Below are 15,074 nucleotides of genomic sequence, written 5' to 3' on the forward strand. Positions count from 1 at the left end.
AGAACTATACACCCGTCCGCCGCGCGGAACACGGTAAAATACGCCACTTATTTCGCGCGCCGCCAGCCCTTCCCGGCAGCCCGCACACCTACTCAAAGCGCCCCATGTCTGAAAAATTCCTGTACTCCCTCGCCCGTCCCCTGCTGTTTTCGATGGATGCCGAAGCGGCCCACCACTTCACCCTGCCCGCCCTGAAACGCGCCAGCGCGCTGGGCCTGACGAAGCTGGCCGGCAAACCGGCGCCTGACCCGCGCACGGTGATGGGCATCACCTTCCCCAATCCCGTGGGCCTGGCTGCCGGCCTGGACAAGGATGGCGCCTACATCGACGCGCTGGCCGACCTGGGTTTCGGTTCCATCGAAGTGGGCACCGTCACGCCGCGCGCGCAGGCGGGCAATCCGCAACCGCGCATGTTCCGCCTGCCGCAGGCGCAGGGCATCATCAACCGCATGGGTTTTAATAATGGCGGCGTGGATGCGTTTGTCGCCAACGTGCAGGCGTCGAAGTTCTACCAGAACCGCGCCGGCGTGCTGGGCCTGAACATCGGCAAGAATGCCGACACGCCCATCGAGCGCGCTGCCGACGACTATCTGCTGTGCCTGGAAAAAGTCTATCCCTACGCCAGCTATGTGACGGTGAACATCTCGTCGCCGAACACCAAGAACTTGCGCCAGCTGCAGGGCGCGTCCGAACTCGACGCCCTGCTGTCGCAATTGAAGGAGGCCCAGGCCCGCCTGGCGGACAAGCACAAGCGCTACGTGCCGCTGGCCCTGAAGATCGCGCCGGACATGGATGGCGAGCAAGTGAAAAGCATCGCCGAGTCGCTCACGCGCCACCGCATCGACGGCGTCATCGCCACCAACACGACCCTGTCGCGCAGCGCCGTCGAAGGCATGCCGCACGGCGCGGAAGCGGGGGGGTTGTCCGGCGCGCCCGTGTTCGAGCTGTCGAACAATGTCATCCGTTTGCTGAAGGCGGAACTGGGCGACGCGCTGCCCATCATCGGCGTGGGCGGCATCATGCAGGGCAAGGATGCCGTGGCCAAGTTCGAGGCGGGCGCGCAGCTGGTGCAGCTGTACAGCGGCCTGATTTACGCCGGTCCGGCCCTGATCAAGGATTGCGCGCGCGCGCTGCGCGGCAAGCAGCCGGCATGATAGACAAGGTCAGACTCGGTTCCAGCAGCCTGGAAGTGAGCACGATCTGCCTGGGCACGATGACCTTCGGCGAGCAGAACAGCGAAGCCGAAGCGCACAGCCAGCTCGATTACGCGCTGGAACGGGGCATCAACTTCATCGACACGGCGGAAATGTACCCGGTGATGGCCAGCGCACAGACGCAGGGCAGCACCGAGCGCCATATCGGCAGCTGGCTGAAGAAAAGCGGCAGGCGCGGCGACATCGTCCTGGCCAGCAAGGTGGCCGGGCCGAACTCGCGCATGCACTGGATACGCAAGGGCAAGACGGACCACGACGCGGTCAACATCCGCGCCGCCGTCGAAGACAGTTTGCGCCGGCTGCAGACGGAGCACATTGACCTGTATCAGTTGCACTGGCCCAGCCGCAACCTGCCCATCTTCGGCGCCAGCGTCTACAACCCGCGCAAGGAGCACGCCTCGGTGGCCATCGAGGACACCCTGGCCGTGCTGGGCAAGCTGGTCGACGAAGGCAAGATCGGCCACATCGGCGTGTCGAACGAATCGTCGTGGGGCGTGTGCGAATACATCAAGCAGGCTGAACTGAAAGGCTTGCCGCGCATCGTGTCGATCCAGAACCTGTACAACCTGACGGCGCGCCATTTCGAGACGAGCTTGCTCGACGAGACCTGCCACCGGGAAAATGTCAGCTTGCTGGCCTACAGCCCGCTGGCGTTCGGCCAGCTGACGGCGAAATACCTCGACGATCCGCAAGCCAGGGGCCGCCTGACGATCTTCCCGCCCGGCTGGAGTCCCCGCTACGTGCGTCCCGCCACCATCGAGGCGGCCCGGCAATATGCGGCGCTGGCCCGCGCGCACGGCCTGACGCCGGCACAGCTGGCGCTGGCCTGGTGCTACTCGCGCTGGTTCGTCGCCTCGACCATCATCGGCGCCACCAGCGTGGCGCAGCTGCGGCAGAATATTGACGCCCATCAAGTCAGCTTGTCACCGGAACTGGTGGCAGCCGTCGACGCCATCCACGCCAGAGCGCCCAATCCGGGGCAGTAAGGCCCGCCGCCTGGCGGCACATGCCGCCGCCAGGCGCCCCGCACTCATCGCAGATAGTCGTATTTATACAACAGCCAGCCATTTACTGCTGTGCAGCATTGCAGCCTTGCCAAGCCGGTCGTATGCTGGAAACGAGGCCATATGCGCTACTCGCGCCATGTTGACGTGGTTCATACATTTATTGCATATCAATAGACAGAACTATTCGTAAGCACGCCATGTGCCCGCTGTTAATCTGCTGTCATCACCGGACCGCCACGGTTCGCGCATCCCCTAACCGAAGAGATATAGTCGATGAGTTCAAGCACCGCCCGCTCCCAGCTTCCCGCCCTGCCCGTGAAAACCGTTATCGCCGCCAGCCTGATCGCCTGCTTCAGCCTGCCCATGCATGTGCAAGCGCAGCAAGAATTGCCGGCCGAAGGCGAATTGCAGTCGGTGGTCGTCACCGGCACCTTCGCCAAGAACCGCCGCACCATCGATTCCGAATCGCCGATCGACATCCTCACCTCGCGCGACCTGCAAAGCACGGGTTCGGGCGAACTGGCCACCGTGCTGGCGCGCCTGCTGCCCTCGCTGAACTTCGCCCGCGCCACAGGCGCCGACGCCAGCGACGCCGTGCGTCCGGCCCAGCTGCGCGGCCTGTCGCCGGACCAGACCCTGGTGCTGGTGAACGGCAAGCGCCGTTATACGTCGGCCGTGGTCAACGTCAACGGCTCGCTGGGCCGCGGCTCGGCGCCCGTCGACCTGAACGCCATTCCGCTGGCCGCCATCGACCACGTGGAAGTGCTGCGCGACGGTGCGGCGGCCCAGTACGGCTCGGACGCGATCGCCGGCGTGATCAACATCATCCTGAAAAAAGGCGCTGCCGGCGGCGATGTCGAAGTGGGCTATGGCCAGACGCAGGAACGCGACGGCAAGCAAAAGTCCATCAAGGGTTCGGCCGGCTTCGCCCTGGGCGAGGACGGCTGGGTGCGCGTCTCGGCCGAAGTGGCGGAACGCGACCCGACCAACCGCGCCGGCGCCGATTTCCGCAATCCGCTCGAGCCGCGCTACGGCAAGGTCAACCAGCGCTATGGCGATCCGGAAAGCAAGCCGGCAACGATATTCCTCAACAGCGAATACCGCATCAGCGACAACCTCGACTGGTATGCCTTCGGCAACTATGGCAAGCGCGACACCTCGGCCGCCGCCACCTGGCGCACGGCCCTGATCCAGGATGCCGTCACCAAGGCCTACTCGCAGCGCACGCCGATCTTCCCGGAAGGCTTCTTGCCGCTGCAAAACAGCACCCTGACGGACCAGTCCATCGTCACGGGCCTGCGCGGCGAAGCGGCCGGATGGCGCTGGGATGCCAGCCTCAATTACGGCAGCAACAAGTTCGAGCTGGACCTGGACAACACGGTCAACCAGTCGCTGGGCGCAGCCAGCCCCACGCATTTTTATGCCGGCTCGCTGAAAAACGAGCAAACCGTCTTCAATCTCGATGCGGCGCGCGAATTTCCCGTTGCTTACTTTACGGGTCCGCTGACGGTGGCCGTCGGCGCCGAAGCGCGCCACGAAAAATACAGTATCGGCGCCGGCGACGCAGCGTCGTACACGGGCGGCGGTTCGCAAGGCTTTGCCGGCTTTCGTCCTGTCAACGCGGGCAGCCACTCGCGCCACAACGAGTCGATCTATGTGAACCTGGAAGCGGAAGCGACGAAGAAGCTGTCCGGCGGCGTGGCCCTGCGCCATGAGCGCTACAGCGACTTCGGCAGCACCACCTCGGCCAAGGGTTCGGCCCGCTATGCCTTCACGGAGGCCCTGTCCCTGCGCGGCACCGTGTCGAGCGGCTTCCGCGCGCCGTCGCTGGCGCAGCAGTACTACACCATCACCACCACCAACTTCCAGGTCATCAACGGCAACAATACGGCCATCGAGACGGGCACCTTCGCCGTCAATACGCCGCAGGCGCGCTCCCTCGGCGCACAGGACCTGAAACCGGAAAAGGCCCGCAACTACAGCCTGGGCCTGCAGTTCCAGCCCAGCCGCAACTTCACGACGACGGTGGACGCCTACCGCATCGACATCGACAACCGCATCCTGTTCTCGGCCAACCTGGCGCTGAACGACAAGCTCAAGGCCGAGCTGGCGACGCAAGGTTCGACCGTCGGCGCGGCGCGCTACTTCACCAATGCCGTCGATACGCGCACGGAAGGCGTGGACATTGTCAGCACCTACCGCATCGACCTGCAGGACAAGGACCGCCTGGACCTCACGGTGGCGTACAACCACAACAAGAGCACGGTACGGAAAATCGCCGACAATCCGGCCATCCTGACGGCCAACAACCTGAAGCTGATCGACCGCCAGAGCATCGACCGCATCACGGTGGCGTCGCCGAAGGACAAGTTCAGCCTGGCCGCCGACTACGGCTTCGGCATCTGGAATGCGCACGGCGTCGTGACGCGCTACGGCAGCTTCACCGTGCCGCAGAACGACGTCAAGCTGGACCAGACGTATGATCCGCAATGGGTGCTGGACGTGTCCGGTTCCGTGAAACTGGGCAAGAACTGGCGTCTGGTGGCCGGCATCGACAACGTCACCAACCGCTATCCGGCGCAAGTGACGAGCGCGGGCAACCTGAACGTCAACGGTACCCAGCCCTACAGCATCTTCGCGCCGAACGGCTTCAACGGCCGCTATTACTACGCCAAGGCTGGCTATAGCTGGTAAAAAGCGCCCTGCCATGCAAAAAGCCCGGAACGCATCGCGTTTCCGGGCTTTTTTTTCATGCTTTAGCGCAAGCGCCCGCAGGCGCCGCAGGCTCAGGCACGGCGGCGGCGCGCGACAAAACCGACCAGGCCCAGGCCCAGCATCAGCATGCCGTAGGTGGCTGGCTCAGGCACGGCCGAGACGGAGCTGTAGGCGCGGAAGTTGCTCAGGCCGCGCGGCAGGTTGGCGATGCTGAAGAGCGTATTGGCGGCCAGCGGCGTATCCCAGTGGAACAACAGTTCGCCACGGCCATAATGCACGGCCAGGTAGTCGAAGCTGGAGTTGACGGTGAACGAACCGGACTTACCGCTTTCCAGGTCGCCCTGGGCGGCAAAGACCAGGGAACCGGCGCCGCTGGACGGCAGGCCAAACTTGCTGCTGATCAAGCTCTGGATGGCGGCCGCGCTTTGCGCGCCGGGCGGATTGGCGCCGTCATAGACCCAGACCGAGTCTGCTGCCACGCTGCCATAGGTAACGGTCTTGCCGCCCACCGAGAAGCCACTCATGGCGGGATCGGTGAGTTCCACCCAGTTCGCCGCCTGGGCCAGCGGCGCCAGGCAAGCCGAAACGCTCAGGCACAGGCCCAGCAGCGCATGTTTGGTCGTGTTCATATATTCCCCTAATCTAAATATTTCAATAAATGCAATCTTGATTATTTTTTTGTCATATTCTGTACCGCTGAGCAAAAGATATCACCCAGGAAATCAAAGTGCAATAAAAGAAACAAATTTTACCATTGGCATTTTCAATCGACCCCGGCAATTTACTGCCGGTGCCGGCTATCGCGGGGCGTGCCGCCATTCCGGCGACGGCCGGGCGGCGCTGCCGCACACGGGATTGTTGTAGATTGGCACATGCCGGATAGTGGAGTAGCCCTGCGGCAACAAGAATATGCGTGGTCATCCTGCCGCGCAATCGGCTACCATGGGTTTTGCTCTTCTTGATGACGGATAACCATGCCCAGCTGGCACCTGGCCGACGCCGCCGAACTGGCGGCGCGCCATCCCTACACTTTCTATAAATCGCCGCCCGCGGCCATCGCCCGGGTGCGCCCCGGCGACGTGGTCAAGCTGATCTTCGCCTTCCACAGCGACGACCCGCAGGCGCCGGGCGCCGAGCGCATGTGGGTGCTGGTCGATACGATCGGGCCGCATGGGCATTTCACGGGCAAGCTCGACAATAGGCCCGGCTACATCCGGGATTTGCAGGCCAGGGACACTATTGCCTTCGAGGCGCGCCACATCATCAATACGCGGCACGACGATGACGACAACCTCGTCAACCGCTATGCGGGCCTGTGCTTCGTCACAAAACGCGTGCTGGAGGATGGCGCGCCCGTCGGCTATCTGTACCGCGAGGAGCCGGACAACGCCAACGACAGCGGCTGGCGCTTCACGGCCAACGACGAGAGCGACGACTACGTCAACGACAGCGCCAACGTGGCCCTCGTGTCGCTGGGCGCCGTGCTCAGCGTGGACGACCGTTTTATTGCGCTGCTGGACGCTCCCGCCGGCGCGGCCTATGCCTTCGACCATAACACGCAACAATTCATGGCGGTTGACGAATGACAAGTGATGAACTGAAAGACTTTTGCGCGGCCCTGGCCGGCGCACAAGCCGTGCTGCACGGTGCGCCGTCGAACATCCTCGTGTATGAAGTGGGCGGCAAGAAATTTGCCTACTTTAAGACCAGCACGCCCGAGCAGTGGCGCTTCAGCCTGCGCGCCAGCGCCGAACGCTTCGTCGAGCTGACGGACATGCCGGGCGTCAAACCGGCCCGCTACATGGGCCGTTTCCACTGGGTAACGATCGTCGATGTGGGCCGCTTCCCGTCCGCTTACCTGGCGGAACTGGTACAGGATAGCCACGCGCGCGCCGTCGCCAGCCTGACGCGCGCGCAGCGGGCCGCGCTGGCTTAAAGCGCGTCCTCGCCCGCCATGGCGCGGTCGATGTCGGCGCGCGTCAGGTCCGGCGCCAGCTGCAGGATGAATTCATAGGCATACGAGCGCAGGTAGGCGCCGCGGCGCACGGCCAGGCGCGTCGTATTCGTGGCGAACAGATGCGACGCTTCCACGGCCCGCAGCCCCTTGTCGCGGCCATGGTCGAAGGCCATCGACGCCACGATGCCCACGCCCAGGCCCAGCGCCACGTATTGCTTGATGACGTCGGAATCCATGGCCGTCAGGATGATGTCGGTGGCCACGCCCGCCTTGGCGAACGCGTCGTCGATATGGCCGCGGCCCGTGAAACCCTTGTCGTAAGTAATCAATGGGTATTTCGCCAGGTCTTCCAGGCGGATCGGCGAATGTTCGAGCAGCGGATGGCCGTCCGGCACGACGATCAGATGGCTCCAGCGGTAGCACGGGAACGACACGAGGTCGGGAAACTGGCTCAGGCCTTCCGTGGCGATGCCGATGTCGGTCTTGCCCGACAGCACCCATTCCGCGATATGTTCAGGGGCACTTTGTTGTAGCGCAATACGCACGTCGGGATAGGCGGCGCGGAAACTCTGCACCACTTTCGGCAGCGCATAGCGCGCCTGCGTATGCGTGGCCGCGACGGATAAGGTGCCGCTGGTCTGGCCGCTGTATTCGAGGCTGGCCTGCTGCAGGTTTTCCGCCTCGATCAGGAGGCGGTCGACGATCTTCAAAATGCCCTTGCCCGGCTCCGTCAAGCCCGTCAGGCGCTTGCCGTTGCGCTCGAAAATCACCACGCCCAGCTCATCTTCCAGTTCGCGGATCTGCCGGCTCACGCCCGGCTGCGACGTGAACAGCGCGTTCGCCACTTCCGTCAGGTTATAGCCGCGGCGGGCCGCTTCGCGGATCGAACGCAGTTGTTGAAAATTCATAGTATTCCAGTATATGAGTTAACTTTGCGACACCTGACAAAACCGTAGCGAGCGGCAGTGATTGTGGCTAAGAAGCGCAACCGTACTAAAGTACGGTGAGCATCGCAGGCCGCAAAGCGCGACGCGCAGTAGGTTTGGTCAGGTGTTATCTTGCTGTCGGTTCGACGAACACATGTAAACGTTTCGGACGGACAACCAGGGTCTCGCCTTCCTTCAGCTGCAGATGGCTGAAGCGCTCGTTCGACATCACCGCTTCGATCAGCTCGCTGTTATCGACGCGCTGCAAGTCCAGCTGGGCCAGCGGGCCGATCGCATGGGCGCGGCTCAGTTTCACGACGATGCCTTCCGCGCCCTGCGTGTAGCGGTCGATTTCCAGGTCGTGCGGACGCACATAGGCCGTGCCCTTGCTGTCGCTCACGCCCGCATAGTCGGGCACCTCGAAGCTGGCGTCGCCCGTCGCCATCACGCCGTCATGCACGCGGCCGTGGAACAGGTTGACGTTGCCGAGGAAACCGTAGACGAAGGGCGAGGCCGGGTGGTTGTAGACTTGCTCCGGGGAACCGAGTTGCTCGACCGTGCCCTTGTTCATCAGCACCACCTGGTCGGCCACTTCCAGCGCCTCTTCCTGGTCATGCGTGACAAAAATGCTGGTGACGTGCAAGTCGTCGTGCAAGCGGCGCAGCCAGCGGCGCAATTCCTTGCGCACCTTGGCGTCGAGCGCGCCGAACGGCTCGTCGAGCAGCAGCACGCGCGGCTCGACGGCCAGGGCGCGGGCCAGGGCGATGCGCTGGCGCTGGCCGCCCGACAGCTGCGGCGGATAACGGTCGGCCAGCCAGTCCAGCTGCACCAGCTCCAGCAAATCTTTCACTTTACGGCGGATCTGGTCTTCCGACGGGCGCTCGCTGCGCGATTTCACGCGCAAGCCAAAGGCCACGTTTTCGAAGACCGTCATGTGCTTGAACAGCGCATAGTGTTGAAACACGAAACCGACTTGCCGCTCGCGCACGTGGCGGTTCGACGCGTCTTCCGCATCGAGCAACACCTGGCCGCTGTCCGGGTGCTCGAGGCCGGCTATGATGCGCAGCAAGGTTGTTTTACCGCAACCCGACGGACCCAGCAGGGCCGTCAATTCGCCGGCGGGAAAGTCCAGCGAGATATTGTCGAGGGCGACAAAATCGCCGAAGCGCTTGTGAATGTTCTTAACTGCGATGGTCATATCAGTGCTCCGTGGAACGTAAGGCGGAATCGTCGGCGTCGCTCTCGTTCAAACGCCACTCAATAAAGGCTTTCAGGGCCAGGGTCACCAGCGCCAGCAGGGCCAGCAGCGAGGCGACGGCAAACGCGGCGGCGAAGTTGTACTCGTTGTACAGAATCTCCACCTGCAAGGGCATGGTGTTCGTTTCGCCGCGGATATGGCCGGAGACCACCGAGACGGCGCCGAACTCGCCCATGGCGCGGGCATTGCACAGGATCACGCCATACAGCAGACCCCATTTGATATTCGGCAAAGTCACGCGGCGGAAGGTATTCCAGCCCGAGGCGCCCAGCACGATGGCGGCCTCTTCCTCTTCGCTGCCCTGCGACTGCATCAGCGGGATCAGTTCGCGCGCCACGAAGGGGAAGGTAATGAAGATGGTGGCCAGCACGATGCCGGGCACGGCGAACAGAATCTTGATGTCGTGCGCCTGCAGCCACGGGCCGAACCAGCCCTGGGCGCCGAACATCAGCACGTAGATCAGGCCGGAAATCACCGGGGAAACGGAAAACGGCAAGTCGATCAGGGTCAATAAAATGCTCTTGCCGCGGAAGTCGAACTTGGCGATGCACCAGGAAGCGGCCACGCCGAACACCAGGTTCAGCGGCACGGCGATGGCGGCCGTGATCAAGGTCAATTTAATGGCGGAAATCGCGTCCGGATCGATGATGGCGGCGATATACGCTTCCCAGCCCTTCTTGAACGCTTCCGCAAACACGGCCACCAGGGGCACGATCAGGAAAGCCGTCAGGAACAGCAGGGCTATGCTGATCAATACCGTACGCACCCACAAGGGTTCCAGCACGACGGGGCCGACGTTCGGTTCGAAGCGGCGCGCCGTTGGCCGCGCAGTATCCACGCCAGCGGCGGCAGTCGTATTCGTACTCATGATTTCTTCGCCTTTCCGCGCGTCCATGCTTGCAGCAGGTTAATCGTCAACAACAGCAAAAAGGACACCACCAGCATCACCACGGCGATGGCCGTGGCGCCTGCGTAATCGTATTGTTCCAATTTGGTAATAATGAACAGCGGCGTGATTTCCGACACCATCGGCATGTTGCCGGCGATAAAAATCACGGAACCGTACTCGCCCGTGGCGCGGGCAAAGGCCAGCGCAAAGCCCGTCAGCAACGATGGCAGAATCGTGGGGAAAATGACGCGGATAAACGTTTGCAGCGAGGAAGCCCCGAGGCTGGCGGCCGCCTCTTCCAGCTCTTTTTCCGCGTCTTCCAGCACCGGCTGCACGGTGCGCACGACAAACGGCAAGCCGATGAAGGTCAGCGCCACCACCACGCCCAGCGGCGTGAACGCCACCTTGATGCCCAGCACGCCTTCGATGAACTGGCCGAACCAGCCGTTCGACGAATACAAGGCCGTCAGGGTGATGCCGGCCACGGCCGTCGGCAAGGCGAACGGCAAGTCGACGAGCGCGTCGATGATGCGCTTGCCGGGGAATTTATAGCGCACCAGCACCCAGGCCAGGATGCCGCCGAACACCACGTTCAACAGGGCGGCGATCAGCGAGGCGCCGAACGTCAGCCGGTACGAGGCCATCACGCGCTCGGACGTGACGGCGCTGAAGAAGGCGTCCCATGTCATGGTGAAGGTTTTCAGGAACACCGACGACAGCGGGATGAGAACGATCAGGGCCAGGTAAAACAGCGTAAAACCCAGTGACAGCTTAAAACCCGGCATGACCCGAAACGGCGCCCCGCGCGCCTTGACCGGCGCTAGTGTTGCTTCAGACATGGAAACTCCCTCTTATTACATTTTTGAGTTATAGGCCGCAATAATCACATGCAATCGTTATAAAAAGAACTAACCATTTCTCATTTGCTTAGATGGATTTTGCATACTTGCCGGCGGAATCTGCAGGCGAAAAAAAACGCACGGGCGAGGTGCGTTTTTTAGGAACAAGAGTGCCGAATAGAACGTTCAGGGCTAGGCGCGTTGCCGAAGACAGTACGAATGTACGGCGAGGCAATGCGACAACGCCATGGACGTTTTTTCGGTGCTCTTACTTGTTCGGCTGCGGCGTGAGGCGCAAGTATGGCTTGGCGGCCGTAAAACCCTTCGGATATTTCTGCTTGATCACCTCCGGGTCTTGCACGGTCAAGGGAATGATGACGTCGTCGCCGTCTTGCCAGTTGCCGGGCGTGGCCACCGTGTAGCCGTCCGTCAATTGCAGTGCGTCAATGACGCGCAGGATTTCATTGAAATTGCGGCCCGTGCTGAGCGGATACGTGAGGATCAGGCGTACTTTCTTGTTCGGGTCGATGATGAAGACGGAGCGCACGGTGGCCGTGACGGACTGTTCCGGGTGGATCATGTCGTACAGCACCGACACTTTCTTGTCGACGTCGGCGATGATGGGGAAGCCCACCACCGTGTTTTGCGTCTCTTCGATATCCTTGATCCAGCTCTTGTGCGACTCGGCCGCGTCCACGGACAGGGCGATGGCCTTCACGTTGCGCTTGTCGAATTCCGGCTTGAGCCTGGCCGTCAGCCCCAGTTCCGTCGTGCACACGGGCGTGAAGTCGGCCGGGTGGGAAAACAGCACCACCCAGGAATTGCCCGCCCACTCGTGGAACTTGAGCGGGCCGATCGAGCTGTCTTGTTCAAAATCAGGGGCGACATCGCCCAGGCGTAAAGTCATGGTGTTCTCCTCAACAGGTTTTTGATAACGATCAGTGTCCGTGTGTCCGTCAGGCTGCCTGACGGTGGCGTTTGTCGCTTTGCGCCAGATCAAACAGTGTCTGCAGTTGCGCCTGGCCGTAAATCCAGTCGCCCAGTCCCGATTCGGCATTGATGTGGCCGAGTTCTCCGCCATCGATGTATTTGCAATTCCAGCGCCGCGCCCACTGCGTGGCGTGCTCGGCCGTCATCCACGGGTCCGTCCGGCTGGCGATCAGGATGCCGGGGCAAGGCAGGCGCTTCTGCGGCAAGGCCTTGGCCACGCCGAACTTGTCCGGATCGGCCGGCCCCACCAGCAGCACGCCGGCCACGCCCTGCGGGTCGCGCGCCAGGCTGTGCGCCGTCGTCAGGCAGCCGAAGCTGTGGGCGACGATCAGGGTCGGGCGCGCATCCTGCCGCCGCACCCGGTCCAGGCGCGCCGACCAGGCGGCCAGGTCGGGATAGCTCCAGTCATCCTGCTCGACCCGCTCGAATTGCGGATACAGGCGCTGCCAGCGGCTCTGCCAGTGTCCGGGACCGCTGTTATGCAAGCCCGGCACGATCAGTACCCGGTAATCGGAAAAGCTGCGCAGCGCCATGATGGTTCCTTTTAGTAACGGTCTGGCAATCGTGCCATCCGGAATTACTTAGGCTGGTAAATCTGGTCGAAGATGCCGCCGTCGGCAAAGTGGGCCTTCTGCGCCGCCGTCCAGCCGCCCGCCACCTGCTCGATGGTGAACAGATTGACCTTGGCAAACTGCGCCGCGTATTTCTTCGCCGCCTTGTCCGTTGCCGGACGGTAGTAATTCTTCGCGATGATGTCTTGCGCCTCGTCCGTGTACAGGTAGTTCAGGTAAGCCTCGGCCACCTTGCGCGTGCCGTGCTTGTCGGCAAATTTGTCGACGACGGCCACGGGCGGCTCGGCCAGGATGCTGACGGACGGCGTGATGATGTCGAACTTGGTCGGGCCCAGTTCCTTGACGGCGAGATACGCCTCGTTTTCCCAGGCGATCAGCACGTCGCCGATGCCCCGTTCGACGAAGGTGGTGGTGGCGCCGCGCGCGCCGGAATCGAGCACGGGCACGTTTTTATACAGCTTGCCGAGGAAATCCCTGGCCTTCGCTTCGCTGCCGCCCGGCTGGCGCAAGGCATAGCCCCAGGCTGCCAGATGGTTCCAGCGGGCGCCGCCCGAGGTTTTCGGATTCGGCGTGATGACGGACACGCCCGGCTTGATCAGGTCGTTCCAATCCTTGATGCCTTTCGGGTTGCCCTTGCGCACCAGGAACACGATGGTCGAGGTGTACGGCGAGCTGTTGTGCGCCAGCCGCTTTTGCCAGTCGCCGGCCAGCAGCTTGTGCTCGGCCAGCGCGTCGATGTCATAGGCCAGGGCCAGGGTGACGACGTCCGCTTCCAGGCCGTCGATGACGGCGCGCGCCTGCTTGCCGGAGCCGCCGTGCGATTGCTTGATCTTGACGTTGTCGCCCGTCTTGCCTTTCCACTCCTTGGCAAACGCCGTATTCACATCCTGGTACAGCTCGCGCGTCGGGTCATACGACACGTTGAGCAGGGTGATATCGGCGGCTTGCGCCGTTTGCAGAACGGCAAACGCGCTGAGGGCGGCGGCAATGATGATTTTTTTCGACAGCATCTAAGATCCCCGTATGGTTGAACTTTCAGAGCCACCAGAGTACGGCGCCGCGACCGCAAAGAGAACGAAGCGTTTCGCCGTTCGATATGCATTTTTCGCATATGGACGGCGCGCAACGGGGATTTAGCGGTTAAGACCAGGGTCACCTGACAAAACCGCAGCGAGCGGAAGGGAGAGGCGGTCGAGAAGCGCAACTGTGCTTGGCACGGGGCCGCCGCGGCAGTGAGCATCACAGGCTGCCTATACCGACGCGCAGTAGGTTTTGACAGGTGTTCAATAAAAACGGTTGAACAGGATGACTGCCCAGGTGGCGAAGGCCAGGATGCAGGTCAGCAGCACGGCGGCGCTGCCGAAGTCCTTGGCATTTTTCGACAGCGGATGGCGTTCCAGCGAGATGCGGTCGACCACGGCTTCCAGCGCGGAATTGATCAGTTCGACGATCAATATCAGCAGCAGCACGCCGATCAGCACCAGCTTTTCAAACGCGGAGATACGCAACAGCAAGGCGATCACCGTGCCGACGAGGAACAGGCCCAGTTCCTGGCGGAACGCATGTTCATGGCGCCAGGCCGCCTTCAAGCCGTCGAGCGAGTAGAAAAAGGCGGAAAAAATCCGTTTCAGGCCACTTTTACTCTTGAATTCATTTACAGGTTGCATAATTTTCCATGGTTCAAAGCCTATCCGGTGCATGCATTATGCCGGGCGGCATAGGGATTGTGACAATTTAATCGCTTTATATCTCGGAACATTTCACTATTTTTTCACATCATGGTATAAAGAAGCATGAATACTGCATTGCACCAAATCCATCATGAAAATTGAACCGGTCGCAGCCCCGAAGACGACGATCCAGGTGATCGAGCGCATGGTCGCGCTGCTCGATGCCCTGGCCAAATATTCCGACCCTGTCAGCCTGAAGGAATTGTCCAAAGTTTCCGGCCTGCACCCCTCGACGGCGCACCGCATCCTCAACGACATGGTGCTCACGCGCTTCGTCGACCGCATCGAGCCGGGCACGTACCGCCTGGGCATGCGCCTGCTGGAGCTGGGCAACGTGGTGAAAAGCCGCCTCAGCGTGCGCGAAGCGGCGCTGGACTTCATGCGCCAGTTGCACAAGAAAACCCAGCAAACGATCAACCTGTCCGTGCGCCAGGGCGACGAGATCGTCTACATCGACCGCGCCTTCTCCGAGCGCTCGGGCATGCAGGTGGTGCGCGCCATCGGCGGCCGCGGCCCCCTGCACCTGACCTCGACAGGTAAATTATTCCTCTCCGTCGACGAGCCGAAAGCCATCCGCGCCTATGCCACGCGCACGGGCCTGGCCGGGCACAACAAGAATTCCATCACGGATCTGCAAAAGCTGGAGCGCGAGCTGAGCCTGGTGCGCGAGCGCGGCTATGCGCGCGACAATGAAGAGCTGGAACTGGGCGTGCGCTGCATGGCCGCCGGCATCCGCGACGATACAGGCAAGCTGATCGCCGGCCTGTCGATCTCGGCGCCGGCCGACCGCCTGCAGGATGAGTGGCTGGTGGACCTGGTGGAAACGGCGAACCAGATTTCAGTGACCTTGGGATTCATTCCCCAAGACTAAAGCACTGCCGTATAAAAATGTTCAGGACAAGGCGCACTAACGAAGACAGCACGACTAGTACGGCGAGTTAGTGCAACGCAGCCCTGGACATTCGCATTGAAACTTA

15 protein-coding genes are annotated in these 15,074 nt (G+C 62.1%); 6 read left to right on the forward strand and 9 right to left on the reverse strand.

The genetic code is table 11. From position 1 onward, the window contains the following. Positions 1–104: 104 nt before the first annotated feature. The 3 genes from AC07VI_RS02085 (at position 105) to AC07VI_RS02095 (ending at position 4,915) form a co-directional block, all read left to right on the forward strand. Complete coding sequence (locus AC07VI_RS02085) at positions 105–1,154, forward strand: quinone-dependent dihydroorotate dehydrogenase (RefSeq protein WP_086146777.1); 1,050 nt, start codon at positions 105–107, stop codon at positions 1,152–1,154. After that, entirely contained in the window at positions 1,154–2,200 is a 1,047-nt protein-coding gene (locus AC07VI_RS02090; protein WP_086146819.1) for an aldo/keto reductase, read from the forward strand. Before AC07VI_RS02085 ends, AC07VI_RS02090 begins: the two co-directional genes overlap by 1 nt. A gap of 294 nt (positions 2,201–2,494) precedes the next feature. Beyond that, positions 2,495–4,915 carry a TonB-dependent receptor plug domain-containing protein gene (locus tag AC07VI_RS02095; protein ID WP_099374280.1) on the forward strand — a complete coding sequence of 807 codons (2,421 nt, stop codon included), beginning with the start codon at positions 2,495–2,497 and terminating at the stop codon, positions 4,913–4,915. 92 nt (positions 4,916–5,007) lie between these two features. Here AC07VI_RS02095 and AC07VI_RS02100 read toward each other — a convergent pair whose 3' ends face one another. Then, complete coding sequence (locus AC07VI_RS02100; protein ID WP_226935386.1) at positions 5,008–5,565, reverse strand: PEP-CTERM sorting domain-containing protein; 558 nt, start codon at positions 5,563–5,565, stop codon at positions 5,008–5,010. Between the two features lie 345 nt (positions 5,566–5,910). Here AC07VI_RS02100 and AC07VI_RS02105 point away from each other — a divergent pair, with 345 nt between their 5' ends. Both AC07VI_RS02105 and AC07VI_RS02110 read left to right on the forward strand, forming a co-directional pair. Then, on the forward strand, positions 5,911–6,522 hold the full coding sequence (locus tag AC07VI_RS02105; protein WP_492995536.1) for an immunity protein Imm33 domain-containing protein: 612 nt from the start codon (positions 5,911–5,913) through the stop codon (positions 6,520–6,522). Continuing rightward, entirely contained in the window at positions 6,519–6,872 is a 354-nt protein-coding gene (locus AC07VI_RS02110) for an MmcQ/YjbR family DNA-binding protein (protein WP_086146780.1), read from the forward strand. Before AC07VI_RS02105 ends, AC07VI_RS02110 begins: the two co-directional genes overlap by 4 nt. Here AC07VI_RS02110 and AC07VI_RS02115 read toward each other — a convergent pair. The 8 genes from AC07VI_RS02115 to AC07VI_RS02150 all read right to left on the reverse strand — a co-directional run bounded on the left by AC07VI_RS02115 (position 6,869) and on the right by AC07VI_RS02150 (position 14,034). Then, on the reverse strand, positions 6,869–7,801 hold the full coding sequence (locus tag AC07VI_RS02115; RefSeq protein ID WP_086146781.1) for a CysB family HTH-type transcriptional regulator: 933 nt from the start codon (positions 7,799–7,801) through the stop codon (positions 6,869–6,871). The two genes, AC07VI_RS02110 and AC07VI_RS02115, sit on opposite strands and share 4 nt — an antisense overlap. A 145-nt stretch (positions 7,802–7,946) precedes the next feature. Beyond that, a complete protein-coding gene (locus AC07VI_RS02120) occupies positions 7,947–9,017 on the reverse strand; it encodes a sulfate/molybdate ABC transporter ATP-binding protein (RefSeq protein ID WP_086146782.1) in 1,071 nt (356 codons plus the stop codon). A 1-nt stretch (position 9,018) separates the two neighbouring features. Continuing rightward, a complete protein-coding gene (cysW, locus tag AC07VI_RS02125; RefSeq protein ID WP_070312828.1) occupies positions 9,019–9,945 on the reverse strand; it encodes a sulfate ABC transporter permease subunit CysW in 927 nt (308 codons plus the stop codon). Continuing rightward, positions 9,942–10,751, reverse strand: coding sequence for a sulfate ABC transporter permease subunit CysT (gene cysT, locus AC07VI_RS02130; RefSeq protein WP_076568189.1), 810 nt, complete (start codon positions 10,749–10,751; stop codon positions 9,942–9,944). Before cysT ends, cysW begins: the two co-directional genes overlap by 4 nt. Positions 10,752–11,073: 322 nt before the next feature. After that, positions 11,074–11,712 carry a peroxiredoxin gene (locus AC07VI_RS02135; RefSeq protein WP_086146784.1) on the reverse strand — a complete coding sequence of 213 codons (639 nt, stop codon included), beginning with the start codon at positions 11,710–11,712 and terminating at the stop codon, positions 11,074–11,076. 49 nt (positions 11,713–11,761) lie between these two features. Next, positions 11,762–12,328, reverse strand: coding sequence for an RBBP9/YdeN family alpha/beta hydrolase (locus AC07VI_RS02140; RefSeq protein WP_086146785.1), 567 nt, complete (start codon positions 12,326–12,328; stop codon positions 11,762–11,764). A 44-nt stretch (positions 12,329–12,372) separates the two neighbouring features. After that, positions 12,373–13,377, reverse strand: coding sequence for a sulfate ABC transporter substrate-binding protein (locus AC07VI_RS02145; protein ID WP_086146786.1), 1,005 nt, complete (start codon positions 13,375–13,377; stop codon positions 12,373–12,375). 273 nt (positions 13,378–13,650) lie between these two features. After that, positions 13,651–14,034, reverse strand: coding sequence for a diacylglycerol kinase (locus tag AC07VI_RS02150; protein WP_086146787.1), 384 nt, complete (start codon positions 14,032–14,034; stop codon positions 13,651–13,653). Between the two features lie 154 nt (positions 14,035–14,188). Between AC07VI_RS02150 and AC07VI_RS02155 the strand changes: the two genes are divergently transcribed. Next, complete coding sequence (locus AC07VI_RS02155) at positions 14,189–14,968, forward strand: IclR family transcriptional regulator (protein WP_034747499.1); 780 nt, start codon at positions 14,189–14,191, stop codon at positions 14,966–14,968. Positions 14,969–15,074 lie beyond the last annotated feature (106 nt).

This window comes from Janthinobacterium sp. GW821-FHT03A03 (genome assembly GCF_059421435.1).

Bases quoted from the DNA above. Each gene is read 5' to 3' on its own strand.
- AC07VI_RS02120 (WP_086146782.1), bottom strand. From the start codon at position 9,017: ATGACCATCGCAGTTAAGAACATTCACAAGCGCTTCGGCGATTTTGTC.
- AC07VI_RS02110 (WP_086146780.1), top strand. From the start codon at position 6,519: ATGACAAGTGATGAACTGAAAGACTTTTGCGCGGCCCTGGCCGGCGCA.
- AC07VI_RS02085 (WP_086146777.1), top strand. From the start codon at position 105: ATGTCTGAAAAATTCCTGTACTCCCTCGCCCGTCCCCTGCTGTTTTCG.
- cysW (WP_070312828.1), bottom strand. From the start codon at position 9,945: ATGAGTACGAATACGACTGCCGCCGCTGGCGTGGATACTGCGCGGCCA.
- AC07VI_RS02105 (WP_492995536.1), top strand. From the start codon at position 5,911: ATGCCCAGCTGGCACCTGGCCGACGCCGCCGAACTGGCGGCGCGCCAT.
- AC07VI_RS02095 (WP_099374280.1), top strand. From the start codon at position 2,495: ATGAGTTCAAGCACCGCCCGCTCCCAGCTTCCCGCCCTGCCCGTGAAA.
- AC07VI_RS02100 (WP_226935386.1), bottom strand. From the start codon at position 5,565: ATGAACACGACCAAACATGCGCTGCTGGGCCTGTGCCTGAGCGTTTCG.
- AC07VI_RS02140 (WP_086146785.1), bottom strand. From the start codon at position 12,328: ATGGCGCTGCGCAGCTTTTCCGATTACCGGGTACTGATCGTGCCGGGC.
- AC07VI_RS02135 (WP_086146784.1), bottom strand. From the start codon at position 11,712: ATGACTTTACGCCTGGGCGATGTCGCCCCTGATTTTGAACAAGACAGC.
- AC07VI_RS02145 (WP_086146786.1), bottom strand. From the start codon at position 13,377: ATGCTGTCGAAAAAAATCATCATTGCCGCCGCCCTCAGCGCGTTTGCC.
- AC07VI_RS02115 (WP_086146781.1), bottom strand. From the start codon at position 7,801: ATGAATTTTCAACAACTGCGTTCGATCCGCGAAGCGGCCCGCCGCGGC.
- AC07VI_RS02155 (WP_034747499.1), top strand. From the start codon at position 14,189: ATGAAAATTGAACCGGTCGCAGCCCCGAAGACGACGATCCAGGTGATC.
- AC07VI_RS02150 (WP_086146787.1), bottom strand. From the start codon at position 14,034: ATGCAACCTGTAAATGAATTCAAGAGTAAAAGTGGCCTGAAACGGATT.
- cysT (WP_076568189.1), bottom strand. From the start codon at position 10,751: ATGCCGGGTTTTAAGCTGTCACTGGGTTTTACGCTGTTTTACCTGGCC.